The sequence below is a fragment of the Pseudomonas sp. B21-053 genome (assembly GCF_026016365.1).
GTDB lineage: Bacteria > Pseudomonadota > Gammaproteobacteria > Pseudomonadales > Pseudomonadaceae > Aquipseudomonas > Aquipseudomonas nunensis.
Map to the genome: position 1 here is coordinate 3829584 of NZ_CP087205.1, position 18954 is coordinate 3848537.

Below are 18954 nucleotides of genomic sequence, written 5' to 3' on the forward strand. Positions count from 1 at the left end.
TGTTCAGCCAGCCTGCAACCGCTGCCGATACTCGCTCGGGGTCTCGTGCATTTCATGCCGGAAGTGCCGGTTGAAATTCGACAGGTTGGCATAGCCGACTTCGAAGCAGATATTCGCCACGCTCAGGCTGCTTTGCGCCAGTAAACGGCAGGCCCGCTGCACTCGCAGCTTGCGGGTCAGGTCGACGAAGGTGTGGCCGGTGGCGCGCTTGAAGAACTTGGAGAACGCCGGCTCGCTCATCTCCAGGCGTTGGGCGATCACGGACAGGCGCAGTTCCTCGGCGAGGTCGTTGAGGATGTAGTCGAAGACGATGCTCATGCGCTGGGCGGTCAAGGCGTCGAGCATCGGTGCGTATTGCAGGCTGGCGAGGGTTTTTCTTTGGCTTTCCGGCGCCGAGGCCAGCAGTTGCAGCAGCGACAGGAACAGGCACAACCGCGCAAACCCCTGGCTCTGGCCGATCTGTTCCAGCAACTCGGCGGCTTTCTTGCGCGTCGCACCGCTGAACTCGATGCCCTGGGCTGCTTGGCGGAACAGGCTTTGCAACTCATTGAGTTCCGGCACAAGGTTGCGCAGTTGCATCAGCGCCTGGCCGTCGAACTGCAAGACCACGTCGCGGCCGGCAATCACCTCGCCTTTGCCCAGGTCGCTGATCCAGTCGTGCGGTAGGCCGGGGCCGATCAACGCCACATGGCCAGCCTCGAACAGGCCGATGTAGTCCCCCGCCAATAGCCGACCGCTGCCCTCGCGGATCAGGTGGATTTCGAATTCGGGATGATGATTCCAACGCGCCAGGTCGAAGGGATAGTCATGCTGATACCAACGAAAACTGTGTTGTGGCTCGTTGAGGATGACTTCGAGCGCGGGCTGTTTTTCCGCGGTGGCGTAATGGCTCATCACTGTCGAGTCCTTATTATTTTTGTAGACCAAGCAAGATTCACACTAAGGCGTAGGGGTTGCCTAGCGCAATGCCAGGCGACGACTGATACTTTTTTGCCGCAAGCACGAGCGGTTAAAAAAGTATCAGTGCAGCGTATGCCATTCATTTGTGAGGCCCTTGGGCAACTGTTGTAATCGATTCGCCATCCCGGATTACAACAATAAAAGTTTCTGCTGCCCAAGCCGCAGAGCGGAGAACACGATGAAGCTATTGCCCAACGCACTTTTTCTGTCCGCCGGTATTTCCTTCGCCCTGCTCGGCCACGCGGCCGACACCGTGACCATCGCCACGGTGAACAACAGCGACATGATCCGCATGCAAAAGCTCTCGAAAACCTTCGAAGCCGCGCACCCGGACATCAAGCTCAATTGGGTGGTGCTGGAAGAGAATGTCCTGCGCCAGCGCCTGACCACCGACATCGCCACGCAAGGTGGCCAGTTCGACGTGCTGACCATCGGTACCTACGAAACGCCGTTGTGGGCGGCCAAACGCTGGCTGGAACCGATGAAGGATCTGCCCGCCGACTATGACGTCGAGGACATCTTTCCTTCGGTTCGCCAGGGCCTTTCAATCAACGACACGCTCTACGCCCTGCCGTTCTATGGCGAAAGCACCGTCACTTATTACCGCACCGACCTGTTCAAGGACGCCGGGCTGAGCATGCCCGGGCACCCGACGTGGACCCAGCTCGGCGAGTTCGCCGGCAAGCTGCACCACCCGGACAAAGAGCAATACGGCATGTGCCTGCGGGGTAAGGCCGGTTGGGGTGAAAACATCGCGTTGCTGTCGACCATGGCCAACGCCTTTGGGGCGCGCTGGTTCGACGAGAAATGGCAGCCACAGCTTACCGGTCCGGAATGGACCGCCGCCGCCAACTTCTACGTGGATACGCTGAAGCGCTACGGCCCGCCCGGCGTGTCGAGCAACGGTTTCAACGAAACCCTGGCCCTGTTCAACAGCGGCAAGTGCGCGATCTGGGTCGACGCCAGCGTCGCGGGTTCCTTCATCACCGACAAAACCCAGAGCAATGTCGCCGACAAGGTCGGCTTCGTGGCGGCGCCGACGCAGGTCACCGACAAAGGCTCGTCGTGGCTCTACGCCTGGTCGCTGGCGATTCCGACCAGCTCCCAGCACAAAGACGCGGCCAAAGCCTTTGTCACCTGGGCCACCTCCAAGGAATACATCCAGCTCGTCGCGCAGAAGGACGGCATCACCAACGTGCCGCCAGGTACGCGGATGTCCACCTACAGCGACGCCTACTTGCAGGCCGCGCCGTTTGCCAAGGTCACCTTGCAGATGATGCAGAACGCCGACCCGGCGCACCCGTCCATGCAGCCGGTGCCCTACGTGGGTATCCAGTACGTGACCATTCCCGAGTTCCAGGCCATCGGTACGTCGGTCGGCAAGCAGTTGTCCGCCGCCCTCACCGGGCAGATGTCGGTCGAACAGGCCCTGGCCAGTGCGCAACAGTCCACCGAACGCGAAATGAAACGCGCGGGCTATCCCAAATAATCAGCGCCCGCTCCCACACTGGATTGATGTACTTGCCTATAACTCCCAAAACCGGAGAAGAACATGAAACGCCTGGAAGGAAAAAGCACCCTCATCACTGGCGCCGCCCGAGGTATCGGCCGGGTATTCGCCCACGCCTATATCAACGAAGGCGCGACTGTCGCGATCGCCGACATCAACCTGCAACAGGCACAAGCCACAGCGGCCGAGTTGGGGCCGAATGCTTACGCGGTGGAGATGGACGTGACTAACCAATCGTCCATCGACGGCGCAATCGCAGCCGTCGTCGCGAAAGTCGGCAAGCTCGATATCCTGATCAACAACGCAGCGCTGTTCGACCTCGCGCCCATCACCGATATTTCCCGAGAGAGTTACGACCGACTGTTCTCGATCAACGTGGCCGGCACCCTGTTCACATTGCAGGCCGCCGCCCGGCAAATGATCGCCCAGGGCCATGGCGGCAAGATCATCAACATGGCCAGCCAGGCCGGGCGCCGGGGCGAAGCGTTGGTGGCGGTGTATTGCGCAACCAAGGCTGCGGTGATCAGCCTCACGCAATCGGCGGGTCTGAACCTCATCAAGCACGGCATCAATGTGAATGCCATCGCTCCGGGTGTGGTGGACGGTGAGCACTGGGACGGCGTAGACGCGTTGTTCGCCAAGTACGAAAACCGGCCGCTCGGGGAAAAGAAAAAACTGGTGGGCGAAGAAGTGCCGTTCGGACGCATGGCGACCGCACAAGACCTGGTCGGCATGGCGATCTTCCTCGCATCGGCCGAAAGCGACTACATCGTGGCCCAGACGTACAACGTTGATGGCGGTAACTGGATGAGTTGACCCCTGAATCCGGGACAAAAAAACGCCACTCATTGAGTGGCGTTTGCGTGTCCGCCGGCCTGGAAAGTCACCGCAAGGCCGATCCGGCTGGTATTGTGCAGCGCTGTGAAAATACGCCGTATGACTGAGGGGAATTTGACGTTGAGTACTGAAGAAAAAATGACCGGGGATTTGTTCGCAGTCGACGATAAGCGTCTGGGGCTCAAGCCCGTCGTGGACTTCAACAGCTATCTGCGCGTGGCGTTCGGCGACGGCAAGTGCACCTGCATTCGGTGTGTCGAAAGCCAGGGCGACGAGACCGGTTATGAGTACCAGCACACCTTCAATCTGGAAGGCCAAGTGGTGCACCGCCGCTTCGCGTCCACCGCCGGTAGCGATGTTTTGATGGTGCTGAAGAAGGCCTGGCTGTCGTATACCAAAGCGGAGCTGGAGATGTACGGGAATCTGGTGCTGGCGACCGTCAAGGAGTTTACCGAACCTCAATTGCACAAGCGCTTGCAACCGCTGTTTTTGGCCAGTGGTTTGGTCAAGGATGTTGACGGGAATCTGCAACTGCAGCAACAACTGGCTGCCTGATTATCATTGAATAACCCGCAAAAAAGCGCACCCGCCGAGTGCAGGTGCGCCAACTCTTTGTCCTGCTTTTACTGAGCACACAGCCCCTCAGATTCTCTGAAAAAGCATGTATATGCCATGCTAATTTTTCAATTCTTCACCGTAAAAAACATTCTTGTCATCACTGACTGCCGATGCTATAACTCCGTCATATTCCAACTAACATCCAACGAATATTAGAGCAATTGGTCTAATAAGGGCTCTTGCTTTATAAAAATCGCCCCATTATCCGAGCCCTCCCATCATGCCCAAGCTTTCCTCAAGCCAAAGCATTTTTGATTTAATCCAAGAGCTTGAGAACAACATCCCGGGATTGAATAAAAAAGAGTACGTTGAAATACTGGAGTGGATATTCGGCAAGTTAGAGGTGAGTAAATTCGCCTATGTGCATATGGACGCCAGTCCTTTCGAAAGCTCCGACATTGCGATTCACAGCAATTACCCCGCTGAATGGGTCGAGACCTATCGCAAAAACGCCCTCTACAAGTCAGATCCCGTCATGGCGAACTCCGCCATCACCTCGAATCCGTTTTTCTGGAATGAAATTCCGGTCGAATCAAACACCGAGATATTCGAGCAGTCGCAGGAATATGGCATCCAGCAAGGGTTCAGTATTCCGCTGCATGAGCCAGGTCGGGCATTCGGCTCCATTCATTTAACGTCGGAAGACAACGATCCTGACTTTGTGCGCATTGTCCGGGAAAACATGTTCATCATCAAAACCATCAGCATTATTGCCCATCAGTATCGCCCCATCGAAACCAGTACCGAAAGTGCACTGAAATTGACGCCCAGAGAGCACGAATTCTTGCACTGGCTCGCGCTTGGGAAGAACTATAAGGAAATAGGCCTGATCATGAGCATTACCGAGCGCACGGTTAAATTCCATGCCAAGCAAATGACCGAAAAACTCGATTGTATAAACGTCAAGCAGGCCATGATCAAAGCGCTCTACCTGAACCTGATTTAACCTTTACTGTACTGGTCAGTTAATTCTTCCGCGACACCCCTCCCCACCTCAAGTTCCGTACCGCCCCATGACCGCACATCAATAGTGCAGAAATGGGACAGTCATCACGTTTTTTCCAAGTCATGCAAACACGACTTTGGATGCGACGTTAAACAGCATCACCGAAGCAAAGAGCCCGATCACCACGGATATTGTTCTATTGACCATCCGCCCGGTTATAGACGAATGCAGTTTGCGCCCGCAGTAGGCACCCGTTGCCACCCAGACAAGTCCAACCGGAAAGATAACGATCGAAAACAGCGACATGAATGGCACATAACTATTAAGCGCCAGGAATGTGCCGGTGGGTGCAACGAACGAAACGAAAAACAAACCCTTGGGATTTGTCAGTGTCGCCAGAAACAGTTCAGGAACCGTAATCGCTGCGACAGCCGAAGAGGCATTGCCCCTGGTCGAAAACCATAACTTCAGCGATATGTAGAACAAGAAACACACAGCAAAGATCTTGGTGCCAGTCACCACCCATGAATAATCCACGGCCAGGCGGTCAATGAACACACCCCAGAGCGTAATCTGGATCATATACGCCAGCCATTCTGCGGCAATCAGCCGGAACGAGTGGGCGTTCAGGCCCCGGCTGATGCCCGATTGCAGCAGCAGCGAATTGGTGGGGCCCGGAACCAACAGCACGGTCAGCAGGGAAATCGCAATGTAGTACATAAGGTCATCCATACCAAAAGCCGAGGCGGCTTATATTTTCAGGAGACGAATCAGTCCATCCTTATGCAATACGTGCCAGGACTGATAAGCGTTATATGGCATCACACCGAAAGAAGAATCGGGATTACAACCGCACTCGCCAGCTGGCAGAACTGCAATAATTATCGGCCATGACTCAAGCGGACAGAGTTCTCGGGCAAGGGAACCACGTTCCCACACCTTTATTGCTATTTTATTATGCGAATAAAAAGCTCAACTGTATCAATGGCTCCACACCTCCCGCCTACCCAGAATAATGACAGCCCGAAACTACCTGTCGTCGAGTTTGTGATCGAGGCCACAGGCCTGCCAATAATTTATTCAACAGTCGGTATTCAGCACAGGTAGGACAACTAATATTAATGCGCCACACCGATTGAAAAACCAAACTATCAATTAAACAACAACTGGCAAAAACCAGACACTGTACTTAAGGACAGTTGTAATACTTTAGTCTAGCGTTAACAGTAAAGTCCCCACGCACAACCAAGAACGTCAGACCATGAAACAATTTCATAGTGAATTCGAGTTTTCCGGTGTATACACAAGCGTCGGCAGTTACTCGACAATCCCGCCAACAATCCTAGAGCAAATACTCTCAATTCGAAAAGTCGCGTTCATTGATAGAAAAAAATGGGACATTGAAAGCTATCAAGGCAGCGATTATGAGTCCGACGAGTACGACGACACCGACGCCATCTATATCTACTCCCACCAAAGAGATCGCGTCACCGGATGCGTAAGACTTCGTCCTTCCAGCAAGCCAACCCTTATATCTGGCGCATTAAGTTTCATGCTGACCACGGATAAGACCAGACCCAACACAAAACATTGTTGGGAGGCCACCCGATTTGCACTGGCAGCCAACGATAACTGCATGGGAGAACTTAATAAATCGAACATCGATTTTCGCACGGCGGCAATTTTTCTGTCAATGATAAAGTTCGCCTTCAAACAAAACGTACATACCTATGAAGTTGTTGTAGATGCCATGATGGAGAAGATCCTCAAACGCTCCGGATGGACAGTTAACAGGCGTAACATTGCCCAGGGAACAAAGGGCGAAAAGGTCATATATGGCACTCTCCCCTGCACAACCTCAGTCTTCGAAGAGGTATTCAACAAGAACACTCCAGCCCGCACAACGTTATACGACGAAGTTCTAAGCGACTCATTGATGGCCTGCTAACATCATAGAGCCATCCCACCCGAATGAACTTTAAACCACAAACTGAAACAAATCAGAAACGCGCTGTATATACACTGATGGCATGTCGAAATTGAACAAAAACAACCCCAATCGAAATCATGACATGGAGAGCCGATGAACTTACAAAGATTGTTCCCGCACGTTGGCAAAGTCATTGCCAGTACAGGTAGCCGCCACTTTCCCCGAATGTTGCATGATCTGATAGTGACGGAAGTACCTGTAGACGCCACCCATATTACGGAGCAGTGGATAGACGACAGGGATATTTCTGAACTGAGCACATCAAGTATTGGCTGCGTCGGACTGAACAACACCTGTATCGATGCCATTATGGACACCCACACGGTAAAAAAGCCGTACCTGCTGGCCGATGATATTTTTTTCGAAGACGCGAAATATCAGAAGCTGCCAGACTTTTCCTGCTGCTTGCTCGCCCAGGACCAGTCAGACAAAGTGCCGCCAAAGGCAGGCGCCCAGTTGCATCTGACCTCCCGGAAAAACGGTCGCCGCTACGTCCTGTCGGTCTACCGCTCCCATCTTTCCCAAGGCTTTTCGCCACAGGAATGTGCCTTCCTGAAAGATTTTTCCTGCCTGCTGCTGCCCATGGTTGAAGAGCACGTTGCTGCCCTGCTCCCCTCGGCACCGTCTCGACCAGACGCGCACATTGCGCTGGATGAACCTGAGCACGGCGGCATGGAAACGTTGCGCCAGCGCTTTGCCGATCGCCTGCTGGAATCGGGATTGACCCTCTCATCTCGCGAAACCGAAGTGTGCGTTGGCCTGTTGGCCGGGCATACGGCGCCGGAACTGGCCGAGCAATTCGACCTGCGAGTCAATACCGTCGAGAGCTACCTGAAACGCGCGGCGATAAAAATGGGGATCGGCGGACGCCGTTCGCTGATTCGCTGGATGCATTCGGTGGATGCTCAATCTGCCACACCCGCACTGCGCAACGCCGTCTAACCCCACTTCCACTCTTTTCCCGACCGCAGCCCACAACAGGCGCGTGTCGGGGAAACCCGCTTCAGCCTTCATTCACCACCTCCCTGTCCGGCACTACTCCAACTCGACGCTTGAGCGACTGCAATATGTCGTCCACGTAGGTAAAGATCACCGGCACCACCAACAGACTCAGCAACGTTGATGTCAGCAGACCACCGATCACCACGACGGCCATCGGCTGACGGAAACTCGGGTCTTCGCCGATACCCATCGCAGTCGGCAGCATCCCGGCGCCCATGGCGATGGTGGTCATCAGGATCGGACGCGCCCGTTTGTGGCAGGCATCGATCAGTGCGTCATAGCGACCCAGGCCAAAATCACGCCGAGCCATGATCGCGTACTCCACCAACAGGATGGAGTTCTTGGTCACGATCCCCATCAGCATCAGCAAACCGATCACCGACGGCAGGGAAAAGCTCAGGTTGCATACCAGCAGCGCCACCAATGCACCGCCCAAAGACAGCGGCAATGCCGAGAGGATCGTCGCCGGCTGCAGGAAATCGTGGAACAGCAGCACCAGCACCGCATAGATACAAAACACACCGATGGCCATGGCCAGGCCGAAACTGCCAAACAGTTCACTCATCAATTGCAACTCGCCGGCCTCCACCAGTTTCACTTCGGAGGGCAGGTTGAGCATCACCGGCAACTGGGTAACCTCGGCCATGACTTCGCCGAGGGTGCGGCCGTTGAGCTCGATGGACAGCGTGATGTTGCGCAAGCGATCCAGACGCATGATTTGCGCCGGCCCGCTGCCCATGCGCAGTTCACCCAGGGACGCCAGCGCCACCTGGCCATCGCGACCGGTCACGCGCAATTGGTTGATCGCATCAAGATCGTTGCGCACCAGCGGATCCATGCGCACTCGCACATCCACCTGGCGCTGGGACAAGTTGATCTTGCCTAGTGCCGAGGAATACTCGCCGTAGGTCGCCATGCGCAACGTATCAGCGATGTCCTGACTGGTGATGCCTTGCTCTGCGGCCCGGGCGAAATCGGGGTGCATCTGGATTTCCGGGCGCTGCAAGGCAGAACTGGAGGTCACGTTGCCGATGCCCTTCAATTGCCGCAGCTGCGGCTCCAGCGCACTGGCGGTGCGCACCAGCAAGTCGCCGTCGTCGCTGGCCAGCACGATGTCGAGTTTCTCACCGCTGCCATCGCCGCCGACATTCACCCGCACACCGGGCAGTGAGCGCAGCACCTGGCGGATCTTCGCTTCGACCTCGACTTGCTTGAGATCGCGTTCATCGCGAGGCACCAGGTCGACGGTGAGGATCGCGTCGCCGTTACCGGTGATGTCCTTGGGTCCCGAGCCCGAGCTGTTGGCGGTGCCGATCGAGCTGAAGACGTGTTTGACCTCGGGCATGGCGTTCAGTCGTTCGCTGGCCTGCTGGGTGATCGCGGTGGTCTGATCCAGGGTCGTACCGGGCGGCAGCTCCAGAATGACTTTGCTGTGGGCCGTGTCGGCGGGCGGCAGGAAACTGGTGGGCAACAGCGGAATCAGCATCAGCGAGCCGATAAAGAACAGTCCGGCACAGAGCATGGTGGTTTTGCGCCGGTTCAGGGTGCCGTGAATCCAGCCGAGGTAGCGCGTCATCAAGCCGCTGTCATGTTCGGCTTCGTGCCGGGCCCGCAGGAAATACGCCGCCATCATCGGCGTCAGCAGCCGCGCCACCAGCAACGAAAACAGCAGCGCCGCCGAAGCTGTCACCCCGAACTCACGGAAAATCTTGCCGGCAATCCCGCCCATGAATGCCGTGGGCAGGAACACCGCGACCAGCGTCACCGTTGTGGCGAGTACCGCCAGGCCAATTTCGTCAGCGGCTTCGATGGCCGCCTCGCGTGGGGTCTTGCCCATGCGCAAATGCCGGGCGATGTTCTCGATCTCGACGATGGCATCGTCCACCAATACGCCGATCACCAATGCCAAGGCCAACAAGGACACGGTATTGAGGGTAAACCCGGCCAGGTAGATCACGCCAAACGTCGGAATGATCGACAGCGGCAGCGCCGTGGCCACGATTAGCGTCGCGCGCCAATCGCGCAAAAACCACCAGACCACCAGCACCGCCAGCAGCATGCCTTCGTACAGCAGGCTCATCGAGCCACGGTAATTGTCGAGGACCGACTCCACCGCATCGCTGGCTTCGACGATGTGCACGTTGGAATGTTGCTTGGCAAACTCAGTCATCGCCTCGCGCACATCCGTAGCCACACCAACATCGGAAAAACCCAGCGAGCGCACGACCTGGAAACCGATCACCGGTTTGCCATCGCGAAACGCCCGGGTGCTGCGTTCGGCGTGGGTGTCGCGGATGTCAGCGAGTTGCCGCAACGCCAACAGCCTGCCGTCGCCGCTGGGAATGTCGATGGCACCGAGTGCGGCCGGGTCGTCAATCGCGCCCAGGGTCCGCAGTGATTGCTGTCCACTGCCCAGGTTGCCCTGGCCACCGGAGTTGTCCTTTTGCATCGCCCGCAACTGGCTGGCCACGTCCGCGACACGAATGCCGAGCCCCGCCATCAACGCAGGATCGAGATTGACCTGGATCTCCCGATCGACGCCGCCGACCCGGGAGATCAGCGCCACACCTGGCACCGACAGCAGCTTCTTGCTCAATTCATTGTCGACGAACCACGACAACGCCTCTTCATCGAGGCTGTCGGAGTCGATCACGTAAGTCAGCAGCGAACTGGCGCTGGTGGTCAGCCGCGAGACTGACGGCGTATCCAGGCTGGCCGGCAATTGCGGCATGGCACTGTCCACCGCGTTGCGCACTTCGTTGAGCGCCTCGTTGCCATCCTTGTCGATGGCGAAGCTGACGCTGATATTCACCGCGCCGTCGGTGATCACGGTCGTCACATGCTTGAGCAGGCGCAGGGAGGTGAGTTGATCCTCAAGCTTGCGCGCCACCTCGGTTTCCAGTTGCTCGGGCGCTGCGCCTTCGAGGGAGGCGCTAATCACCACCACCGGCAAGTCCATGTCCGGAAAATCCTGGATGCCGAGCCGGTCGAAACCCACCAGGCCGAAGATCGTCAGCAGGATAAACAACATCACCGCCGGGACCGGATGGCGGATCGACAGCGCCGAAATATTCATGGCTGGGCCACCTGCGGCTGCGCCGGGACCAGGGTCACGCTCGCGCCATCGCTGAGAAAGGCGCCGCCGGCACGCACGATGCGCGCGGGTTCATCCAGGCCAGAGAGGATTTCCACTGAGTTCATCAGGCGCCTGCCGACTTCGACGGGACGCTGGGCGACGTGGGAATCGTCACTCAGGGTGAACACGTAGGAGCGACCGTCGCGCAGGATCACCGCCGTGTCCGGCACGGTGAGGGCTTCGCGCGGCGGCAGTTCGATCTGGCCACTGGCGTACATGCCAGCCTGTGCCGGGCTGTCTTTCGGCAGCGCGACATAGACCACGGCGCGACTGGTTTTGGTACTGAGCGTCGGCGACACCAGCCGCACCTGCCCTTCGAGGCTTTGCCCGCCCGGCAGTGTCAGGCGCGCAACTTGCCCGGCCTCGACGCGGGAGAGTTGACGCGCATCCAGTTCAGCCTGCCATTCGATACGCCCGTCACGCACCAGTCGAAACAGCTCGTCACCCGCCGTCGGCACCTGGCCGAGCAACGCGGTGCGCGAGGAAATGATGCCATCGTCAACCGCCACGATGCGCGTCTGCTTGAGGCGGATTTGCGCGGTTTGCAGTTCGGCTTTGGCGCCGGCCAGATCGGCCTTCGCGGTGGCGACCTTGATGCGGTAATCCTCGCGCTGTTGTTCCGACAAGGCGCCGCCCTGCCCGACGATACCGGCACGGCGATCATTGGAATTGGCTTGCTGCAAACTGGCGACAGCCTGGGCGACCAGCGCCTGCTGCTTGCTCTCTTCGGCCAGCACGGTGTCCGGGGCCAGGGTCGCCAGCAACTGGCCTTTTTTCACCCGGCTGCCGACATCCGCTTCGAGGCTGGCGATGCGCAGGCTGCTGGTCTCGGCACTGATCACCGCTTCCTGCCACGGCGCCAACGCACCGCTGGCCGACAGCAACTGCGGCCACTGTTGCCGCCGCGCCTGCACGACTTCGACGCTCAAGCTGCTGACACTCGGGGCCGCCGCTTCCGCCACCGGTTCCGGGCCTCGGCGCAGCGAGACAAAAGTCATTACCGCCACGATCACGCCCGCAGCGATCAACCCATTGCGCAAGGCCGGTCTCACGCTCCGTCTCCCTGGGATGCCGTTTGCGCCTGGCCAGCTTGCCAGCCACCACCCAAGGCCTTGTACAGGGCAATCCAGTAACGCACTTGGTCCTGCTGCAAAGTGATCAATTCAATCTCTGACGTAAGGGCCAAACGGCGTGCGGTTTCACGGTCAAGCAGGCTGACACTGCCGGCCTGCCAGTTGCGATCGATGGCCGCGTAGGACTCTCGGTAGCCGGCGGTGGAACGCTCAACCTCGACCTCCCGGCGCCGCGCTGCATCGAGGCGCACCAGGGATTGTTCGACTTCCATCACGCTGGTGCGCAAGGTCTGGCGATACAGCGCCAGCGCTGAGTCGTAGTTCGCCTTGGCGCTGTCCACCACCGAACGGCGCTTGCCGCCATCGAATATTGGAATCGATAAGGCCGGGCCAAATGTCCAGGAACGGTTCAGATCACCGAGGATACTGCTCACGGAAAAGTTGCCGGATAGGCTCAGGCTGGGGAAGCGATCAGCCTGGGCAACGCCGATGTCCGCATTGGCCGCCGCCAGTTCGCGCTCGCTGGACGCCAGGTCCGGGCGCTGACGCAGCAGGTCGGCGGGGATTTGCTGGACGTCGAGCTGGGCAGGCTGAGGCAATTGCGCCGGGGTCCGGCTGAGCACTTCGATCAGTTTGCCTTCGTCGCTGCCGGTCAGCGCGACCAGGCTTTTAAGCAGCACCTGGCACTCGCTCTGCTGGCTGATCAGGGTTGATTCGTTGCTCGCAGCAGTGGCGTCTGCCAGGGCGGCATCGGCAGACGAAGTGAATCCAGCCAGCAGCGACTGGCGCGTCGAACGTGCCGTCTGTTGCTGGGACTGGGCCTGATCGCTGTAGGCCAGCGCCAGTTTCTGACAACCGCGGTATTGCACGTAACTGTCGCCGACCTGGGCCGCCAACGAGACGCGGGCGTCATGCCAGTCATCTACCCGCGCTTCGATTCGGGTCCGCGCAGCTTCCTTGTTACGGCGCAGTTTGCCGAACAGGTCCAGCTCCCACGCCGCATCGAACTCGGCGGAAGAGCCGGATCCACTGATGCGGTCGACGCTGGTCAACTGCCCTCCGCGCCCTCCGGACAACGTGCCCTGGACATTCGGCAATGCATCCGCTGAATTACTGTCCAGGGTCGCCCGGGCCAGGGCGATTTTTGCGAAGGCCTGATCCAGCGACGGGCTGTCCGCTTCGGACAGGCGCAACAACTCGGCCAGTGCCGGGTCATTGAATTGCTGCCACCAGTTGGTCAATGCGACCACGGAGGCACCATGCGGCAGCGGCGCTTGCCATTTCGCGGGGATCGGCACCGCCGGTTCCTTATAGTCAGGTCCAAGCGTGCAGCCGCTCAGAGCCATGGCGCACAGTGCCATCCACAATTTTCGGCCTGAAGGCTTGAAGGCATACATAAAAGTCCCTTGGCGCCTGACGCAGGCACAGGCACGGCTCAGGAAGGCGATACATGCAAGATGATCAGTCAACGAAGACGACGTAATAGTTGTGCTTCAAAATTGCTGGCCTCGACATGAATGAATGAGGCGGGTATGTGATTGATTTAAACCTATGCCTGTTTTTATGTCTGGCATGGGAAACAGGGACATGTCCGGGCAGATAAATTGGCGATTAACGCAGGGCTCCAGCAGAATCAAATCCGGTTCAAAAAACGTCTTTCGCACTAGATAAAACTTCGGTTTCCATCGAGTCGAAAGTTCGCCAACCTGAACAGTTAATTCCTTTAAATACAAACGATTGAACAACAAAAGATAACGTCGTTATCTGTTTCTCATGACAGGCAAACTTGATCGGGCCAGCCAATCGGCTGTTGAGCCAATTGGCTAACTACGCCTGATCGAAACCCATCGCGCGGGCGAACACTGCGACATCGCCTATCCCGGACTTCAACGCCGGTCAGATGATCTTTCCTACGGCCAATGAGTGATCGAATATGGAAGAGTTAAGCTATCTCAGCAAAGTCGAATCGAATGCGCGCACTTACGCGCGAACGTTCCAGCGCCTGTTTGTCAGTGGCAAGGGCATGCGCGTCAAGGACGCCAGCGGCCATGAGTTTCTCGATTGCCTGGCGAATGCCGGCACGCTGGCCCTGGGACATAATCCGTCCGAGGTCCGGGACGCGGTGTTGCATTTCCTCGGCGGCGATCACCTGCAGCAGGCCCTCGACCTGGCCACGCCGGCCAAGCATGCCTTCGTGCAGGAATTGTTTTCGATGTTGCCGGCGAAAATGCGCAACACCAGCAAGATCCTGTTCTGCGGCCCCAGCGGTTCGGATGCAGTCGAAGCCGCGATCAAACTGGCGCGGCATTACACCAAACGCTCGACCCTCATGGCCTTCCATGGCGGCTATCACGGCATGACCGCCGGTGCACTGTCGGCGATGGGCAACCTGCATCCGAAAGCCGATAACGGCTTGATCGCCCAGGGCACACACTTCCTGCCGTTCCCCTATCGCTTTCGTTGCCCGTTCGGCACCGATGGCGAGGCCACGGATCAGCTGTCCATCGATTACATTCGCACCGTGCTGTCCGACCCCGAAGGTGGCGTGACCAAACCGGCGGCGGTCATTGTCGAAGTCGTGCAAGGTGAAGGCGGCTGTATTCCGGCCTCGGCGAATTGGCTGCGGGCGTTGCGGGACATTACCCAGGAACAGGGGATTTTGTTGATTGTCGACGAAGTCCAGACCGGACTCGGCCGCACTGGCAGCACTTTTGCCATTGAGCACGCGGGGATCGTTCCTGACATTCTGGTGCTGTCGAAAGCCATCGGCGGCGGTTATCCGCTGTCGGTGATTGTGTTTGCCGAGCACCTGGACACCTGGAGTCCGGGCATGCACGCCGGCACCTTCCGTGGCAATCAGATCGCGATGGTCGCCGGTGCGGCCACCATGCGGCATATCAAGGAAGCTAACGTGGTTGCCCACGCGGCGAAAATGGGCACGCTGCTGGAAAGCGGTCTGCAGCAGATCGCGCAGCGTTATTCATTCATGGGTGACGTGCGCGGTCGCGGGTTGATGCTCGGGGTGGAAATCACCAAACCCGGCACCCACGGACGCGCTGGCCCTGGGGACGGTGCCCGGGCACGGGCGATCAAGCTCAACTGCTTCGAGAATGGACTGATCATGGAGACGGGTGGACGGCATGGGGCTGTGCTGCGGTTCCTGCCGCCGCTGACCATCACCGAATCCGAGGTTGGCATGGTGCTGGATCGCTTCGAACAAGCGGTGAAAAAATCCGGAGAAGCCCGCCAGCTCTATGCCGGCGAAAAAGCCTAATCCCCAACATTCAACCTGTGGGAGCGAGCCTGCTCGCGAAGACGGTGGCATGTTCAACATCTCTGTTGACTGACCCACCGCTTTCGCGAGCAGGCTCGCTCCCACATTCGATCTCGGGCACTCACAAATCATGAGTTCACACCAAATCCCATTGTGGGAGCGGGCTTGCTCGCGAAAGCGGTGGGTCAGTCAGCATTGATGTCGACTGACACAACCTCTTCGCGAGCAAGCCCGCTCCCACACTTGATCTCGGGCGCTCACAAATTATGAGTTCACAGCAGCTCCCACAGGGGATTGTCTTCCACTGGGGGATGGTCTTTTCCTGTCAGTCCCGCGCCAGTGCTTCGATTGGATCAAGCCGCGCTGCATTGCGCGCCGGTACGAAGCCGAACACGATGCCGATCAGTGTCGAGCACACGAACGCCATGATGATCGAGCCCATCGAGAACACCATCTGCCATTCCTTGACCAGCAAGGAGAAGATGAAGCCGATCCCGAATGACAGCGCGATCCCGATCGTGCCACCTACCAGGCACACCATCACCGCCTCGACCAAAAACTGTTGGCGAATGTCCGACTGGCGTGCGCCAACCGCCATGCGAATCCCGATTTCACGGGTGCGCTCGGTCACCGAGACCAGCATGATGTTCATCACCCCGATCCCCCCGACCACCAGCGAGATCACCGCGATCAGCGACAGCAGCAACGCCATCGACTGACTGGTTTTCTGCACGGTTTGCATGATGCTGTCGAGGTTGTAGGTGAAGAAATCCTTCACGCCGTGGCGTTGCTCCATCAATTTGATGATGTTGTCCTCCACCACTTTGCTTGGCTGGCCATCCTTCATGCGCACGGTGATGCTGTCGAGGTAGCGCTGGCCCAGCAGCCGACCGGCTGCGGTTTCGTAGGGCATCCACACGTTCAGGGCCTTGCTGGTGTTGAACACGCTTTTCTTGTCCTCGGTAACGCCGATGACCGTGCATGGCAGGTTGTCGACCAGGATCACCTTGCCCAGCGGATCGACGTTCGGGCCGAACATGCGCACGCGGGTGTTGTGGTCGATCACCACCACCTGGGACTGGCGCCGGGCATCGTCCTTGCCGAACACCACGCCCTCGCCCAGCTTGATCCCGCGCACCTGAAAGTAACTCTCGCTGACCCCGTTGACCGTCGCGGTCACATCAATGTTTTCGTAACGCAGCAACAGGTTGCGACCGACGTTGGGGGTGGCGCTGTCGATGTAGTACTGATCGCTCAACGCGGTGACGTCGGACAGCACCAGGGTTTCGATGGCGGACGCACGACTGTCGCCCCAGTCAGTGCCGGGGAAAATCTCGATGGTGCTGCTGCCGATCGCGGCGATGTCCTTGAGCACGTAGCGCTTGGCGCCTTCGCCGATGGCCACGATCGACACCACCGAGGTGATGCCGATGATGATCCCGAGCATGGTCAGCAACGTGCGCATCCGGTGCGAGATCAACGCGACCCAAGCCATGTTGAACGCTTCACTGAACAGCCCCAGGCCAGCGACCAGGCGGTTAGCCTGCTTGACCTTGGGCGGACGTTCATCCTGCACCGGCAGGTCCTCAACCGGACGCTCCAGGTTGACGCGGTCGCTGACAATCTCTCCGTCCTGAATCTCGATGATGCGCTTGGCATTGGCCGCGACTTTTTCATCGTGGGTGACGATGATCACCGTGTGCCCCGCCGCGTTCAGCTCCAGCAGGATCTTCATCACCTCCTTGCCGCTGGTGGTGTCGAGGGCGCCGGTCGGTTCATCCGCGAGAATCACTTCGCCGCCGTTCATCAGCGCCCGGGCGATACTCACCCGCTGCTGCTGACCACCGGACAACTGGCTCGGCCGATTCAACAAATGCCCGTCCAGCCCCAACCGCGCCAGCAACTCTCCGGCTCGGTTGTGCCGCTGGGTTTCGGCGACACCCGCATAGATCGCCGGCATCTCCACGTTATGCAAAGCGCTCAAATGCGGTAGCAAGTGATAACGCTGGAAGATGAAGCCGAAGTGATCGCGCCGCAGCACCGCCAGTTCCCGGTCGTCCATGGCGCTGGTTTCGCGCCCGTCGACCTTGTAGCTGCCGGAACTGGCGTGATCGAGGCAACCGAGCACGTTCATCAACGTCGATTTACCCGAACCCGAGGCCCCGGTGATCGCCACGATCTCGCCGGCGTTGATGGTCAGGTTGATGTCTTTAAGCGCCTTGAAATCCTTCTCGCCCGCCATAAAGCTGCGGCTGACGCCCTTGAGTTCCAGTAATGGTCGGCTCATGGTCAGGCCCCTGCCACGGCCGGCGCCGGCTCACCGATCACGACCTTGTCGCCTTCGGCCAGGCCTTCCTTGATCTCGGCCTTGACGTTGTTATTGATGCCGGTCTTCACATTGCGCATCTGCGCCACGCCCTGAGCGTCCAGCACCCGGACCGAAACGCTGCCGTCGCTGTTCTTGGAGCCCAGCGCCGCGACCGGAACCGTCAGCACATCCTTGGCCTTGTCCAGCACGATGCGCACTTGCGCGGTCATCGAAATGCGCAAGCGATGGTCGGGGTTCGGCACGTCGAACAAGCCGTTGTAGAACACCGCGGTGTTTTGCTTGGTGGTGCCGGAGGCCTGGGTTTCCAGGAAGTTTTGCGGCGCCGGCTCGGTGCCGCGCAGCTTGGCGTAGTAGCGTTTTTCGGACTCGCCGAGGATGGTGAAATACACTTCCTGGCCGGGGGTGATGTGAATCACGTCGGCCTCGGAGACCTGGGCCTTGACGGTCATGGTGTCGAGGTCAGCCAGTTTGAGCAGCACCGGCGCCAGTTGCTGGGCGATCACGGTCTGGCCTTCCTGGGTCACGACCCCGACCACATAGCCGTCGATGGGCGCGACGATGTGGGTGTAGGCCAGATTGACCCGTGCGGTTTCGATCTGGATCCGCGCGTCCTTGATCTGCGCGTCGAGGGACACCAGGTTGGCATTCTGCACCTGGTAGTTGGACTCGGCCGTCTCGTATTCCTGCTTGGAAATGGCATCGTCCGGTTGCAGTTTTTTGTAGCGGTCGTAGGTCGCCTTGGCGTCCTTCAGTTGCGCGGCGGTCGCGCGTTTTTTCGCCACCAGGTTTTCTTCATTGACCTGGGACTGGCGCAGGGCATTTTGCAGCACCACCGGATCGATCTCCGCCAGCCACTGGCCCTTGGTGACCTTGTCGCCCAGTTTGACCTTGAGGGATTTGAGCTGGCCGGAAACTTGCGCACCGACGTCAACCTGCTTGATGCCCTGCAGGATCCCGGCGGCCAGCACGGCGTTCTCGATGTCGCCGCGTTCAACCGTGGCAGTCAGGTACTCCGGTGGTTTGCCGGGGGATTGAGCGCTGTAGAAAATCAGACCAGCCACCACGACCAGTACGCTCACGATAGCAATCTTGCGAAACTTCGACTTTTCCATAAATGACCACGAATGCGTTGATGTCAGGCCCGGCCAGACTGCGGCCGGGAGCCATTGATAAGAGCGTCGTGTTGCCTGGAACCGTCGCCGCTCATGGTTGGCGAAGCCCGGTTCAGGGGCTCGCCGGCACTGCCGAGTGACGACTGTTCTGCACGAGGAGACGACGC

General features: G+C 58.5%; 14 protein-coding genes. 7 read left to right on the top strand and 7 right to left on the bottom strand.

The features are described 5' to 3' along the window. Positions 1–3 precede the first annotated feature (3 nt). The gene (locus tag LOY68_RS17525; RefSeq protein WP_054614554.1) at positions 4–894 is read right to left on the bottom strand and encodes a helix-turn-helix domain-containing protein; all 891 of its coding nucleotides are present in this window, start codon (positions 892–894) and stop codon (positions 4–6) included. Positions 895–1138: 244 nt separating this feature from the next. On the opposite strand from LOY68_RS17525, the gene LOY68_RS17530 reads away from it, so the two are divergent. The 4 genes from LOY68_RS17530 (at position 1139) to LOY68_RS17545 (ending at position 4871) form a co-directional block, all read left to right on the top strand. Next, positions 1139–2449 (top strand): ABC transporter substrate-binding protein, encoded by a 1311-nt coding sequence (locus LOY68_RS17530; RefSeq protein ID WP_265038742.1) that lies wholly within the window; start codon positions 1139–1141, stop codon positions 2447–2449. Positions 2450–2512: 63 nt separating this feature from the next. Next, the gene (locus tag LOY68_RS17535; RefSeq protein ID WP_265038743.1) at positions 2513–3286 is read left to right on the top strand and encodes an L-iditol 2-dehydrogenase; all 774 of its coding nucleotides are present in this window, start codon (positions 2513–2515) and stop codon (positions 3284–3286) included. A 141-nt stretch (positions 3287–3427) separates the two neighbouring features. Further along, complete coding sequence (locus LOY68_RS17540) at positions 3428–3862, top strand: hypothetical protein (protein ID WP_163910369.1); 435 nt, start codon at positions 3428–3430, stop codon at positions 3860–3862. A gap of 283 nt (positions 3863–4145) precedes the next feature. Further along, positions 4146–4871 carry a helix-turn-helix transcriptional regulator gene (locus LOY68_RS17545; protein WP_082356697.1) on the top strand — a complete coding sequence of 242 codons (726 nt, stop codon included), beginning with the start codon at positions 4146–4148 and terminating at the stop codon, positions 4869–4871. Positions 4872–4991: 120 nt separating this feature from the next. Here LOY68_RS17545 and LOY68_RS17550 read toward each other — a convergent pair whose 3' ends face one another. Further along, positions 4992–5591: a LysE family translocator gene (locus LOY68_RS17550; protein ID WP_265038744.1), complete on the bottom strand. Its 600-nt coding sequence runs from the start codon at positions 5589–5591 to the stop codon at positions 4992–4994. A gap of 541 nt (positions 5592–6132) precedes the next feature. On the opposite strand from LOY68_RS17550, the gene LOY68_RS17555 reads away from it, so the two are divergent. Beyond that, positions 6133–6819, top strand: a complete 687-nt coding sequence (locus LOY68_RS17555; protein WP_054614550.1) for an acyl-homoserine-lactone synthase — start codon at positions 6133–6135, stop codon at positions 6817–6819. A 135-nt stretch (positions 6820–6954) separates the two neighbouring features. After that, positions 6955–7803 carry a helix-turn-helix transcriptional regulator gene (locus LOY68_RS17560; protein ID WP_163910370.1) on the top strand — a complete coding sequence of 283 codons (849 nt, stop codon included), beginning with the start codon at positions 6955–6957 and terminating at the stop codon, positions 7801–7803. Between the two features lie 61 nt (positions 7804–7864). Here the strand turns inward: LOY68_RS17560 and LOY68_RS17565 are convergent, their stop codons facing one another. From LOY68_RS17565 to LOY68_RS17575, 3 genes are read right to left on the bottom strand one after another with little or no spacing between them, the layout of a single operon-like run. Then, the gene (locus LOY68_RS17565) at positions 7865–10939 is read right to left on the bottom strand and encodes an efflux RND transporter permease subunit (protein WP_265038745.1); all 3075 of its coding nucleotides are present in this window, start codon (positions 10937–10939) and stop codon (positions 7865–7867) included. Next, positions 10936–11997 (bottom strand): efflux RND transporter periplasmic adaptor subunit, encoded by a 1062-nt coding sequence (locus LOY68_RS17570; protein ID WP_265045803.1) that lies wholly within the window; start codon positions 11995–11997, stop codon positions 10936–10938. Before LOY68_RS17570 ends, LOY68_RS17565 begins: the two co-directional genes overlap by 4 nt. A 50-nt stretch (positions 11998–12047) precedes the next feature. Continuing rightward, positions 12048–13469, bottom strand: coding sequence for an efflux transporter outer membrane subunit (locus tag LOY68_RS17575; protein WP_320110077.1), 1422 nt, complete (start codon positions 13467–13469; stop codon positions 12048–12050). Positions 13470–14005: 536 nt separating this feature from the next. On the opposite strand from LOY68_RS17575, the gene LOY68_RS17580 reads away from it, so the two are divergent. Further along, the gene (locus LOY68_RS17580) at positions 14006–15346 is read left to right on the top strand and encodes a diaminobutyrate--2-oxoglutarate transaminase family protein (RefSeq protein WP_265038747.1); all 1341 of its coding nucleotides are present in this window, start codon (positions 14006–14008) and stop codon (positions 15344–15346) included. A gap of 325 nt (positions 15347–15671) precedes the next feature. Here LOY68_RS17580 and LOY68_RS17585 read toward each other — a convergent pair whose 3' ends face one another. Together LOY68_RS17585 and macA are read right to left on the bottom strand one after the other, a co-directional pair. Further along, positions 15672–17633, bottom strand: a complete 1962-nt coding sequence (locus LOY68_RS17585; RefSeq protein WP_054050453.1) for a MacB family efflux pump subunit — start codon at positions 17631–17633, stop codon at positions 15672–15674. 2 nt (positions 17634–17635) lie between these two features. Beyond that, positions 17636–18787: a macrolide transporter subunit MacA gene (gene macA / locus LOY68_RS17590; protein WP_163910374.1), complete on the bottom strand. Its 1152-nt coding sequence runs from the start codon at positions 18785–18787 to the stop codon at positions 17636–17638. Between the last annotated feature and the right edge of the window lie 167 nt (positions 18788–18954).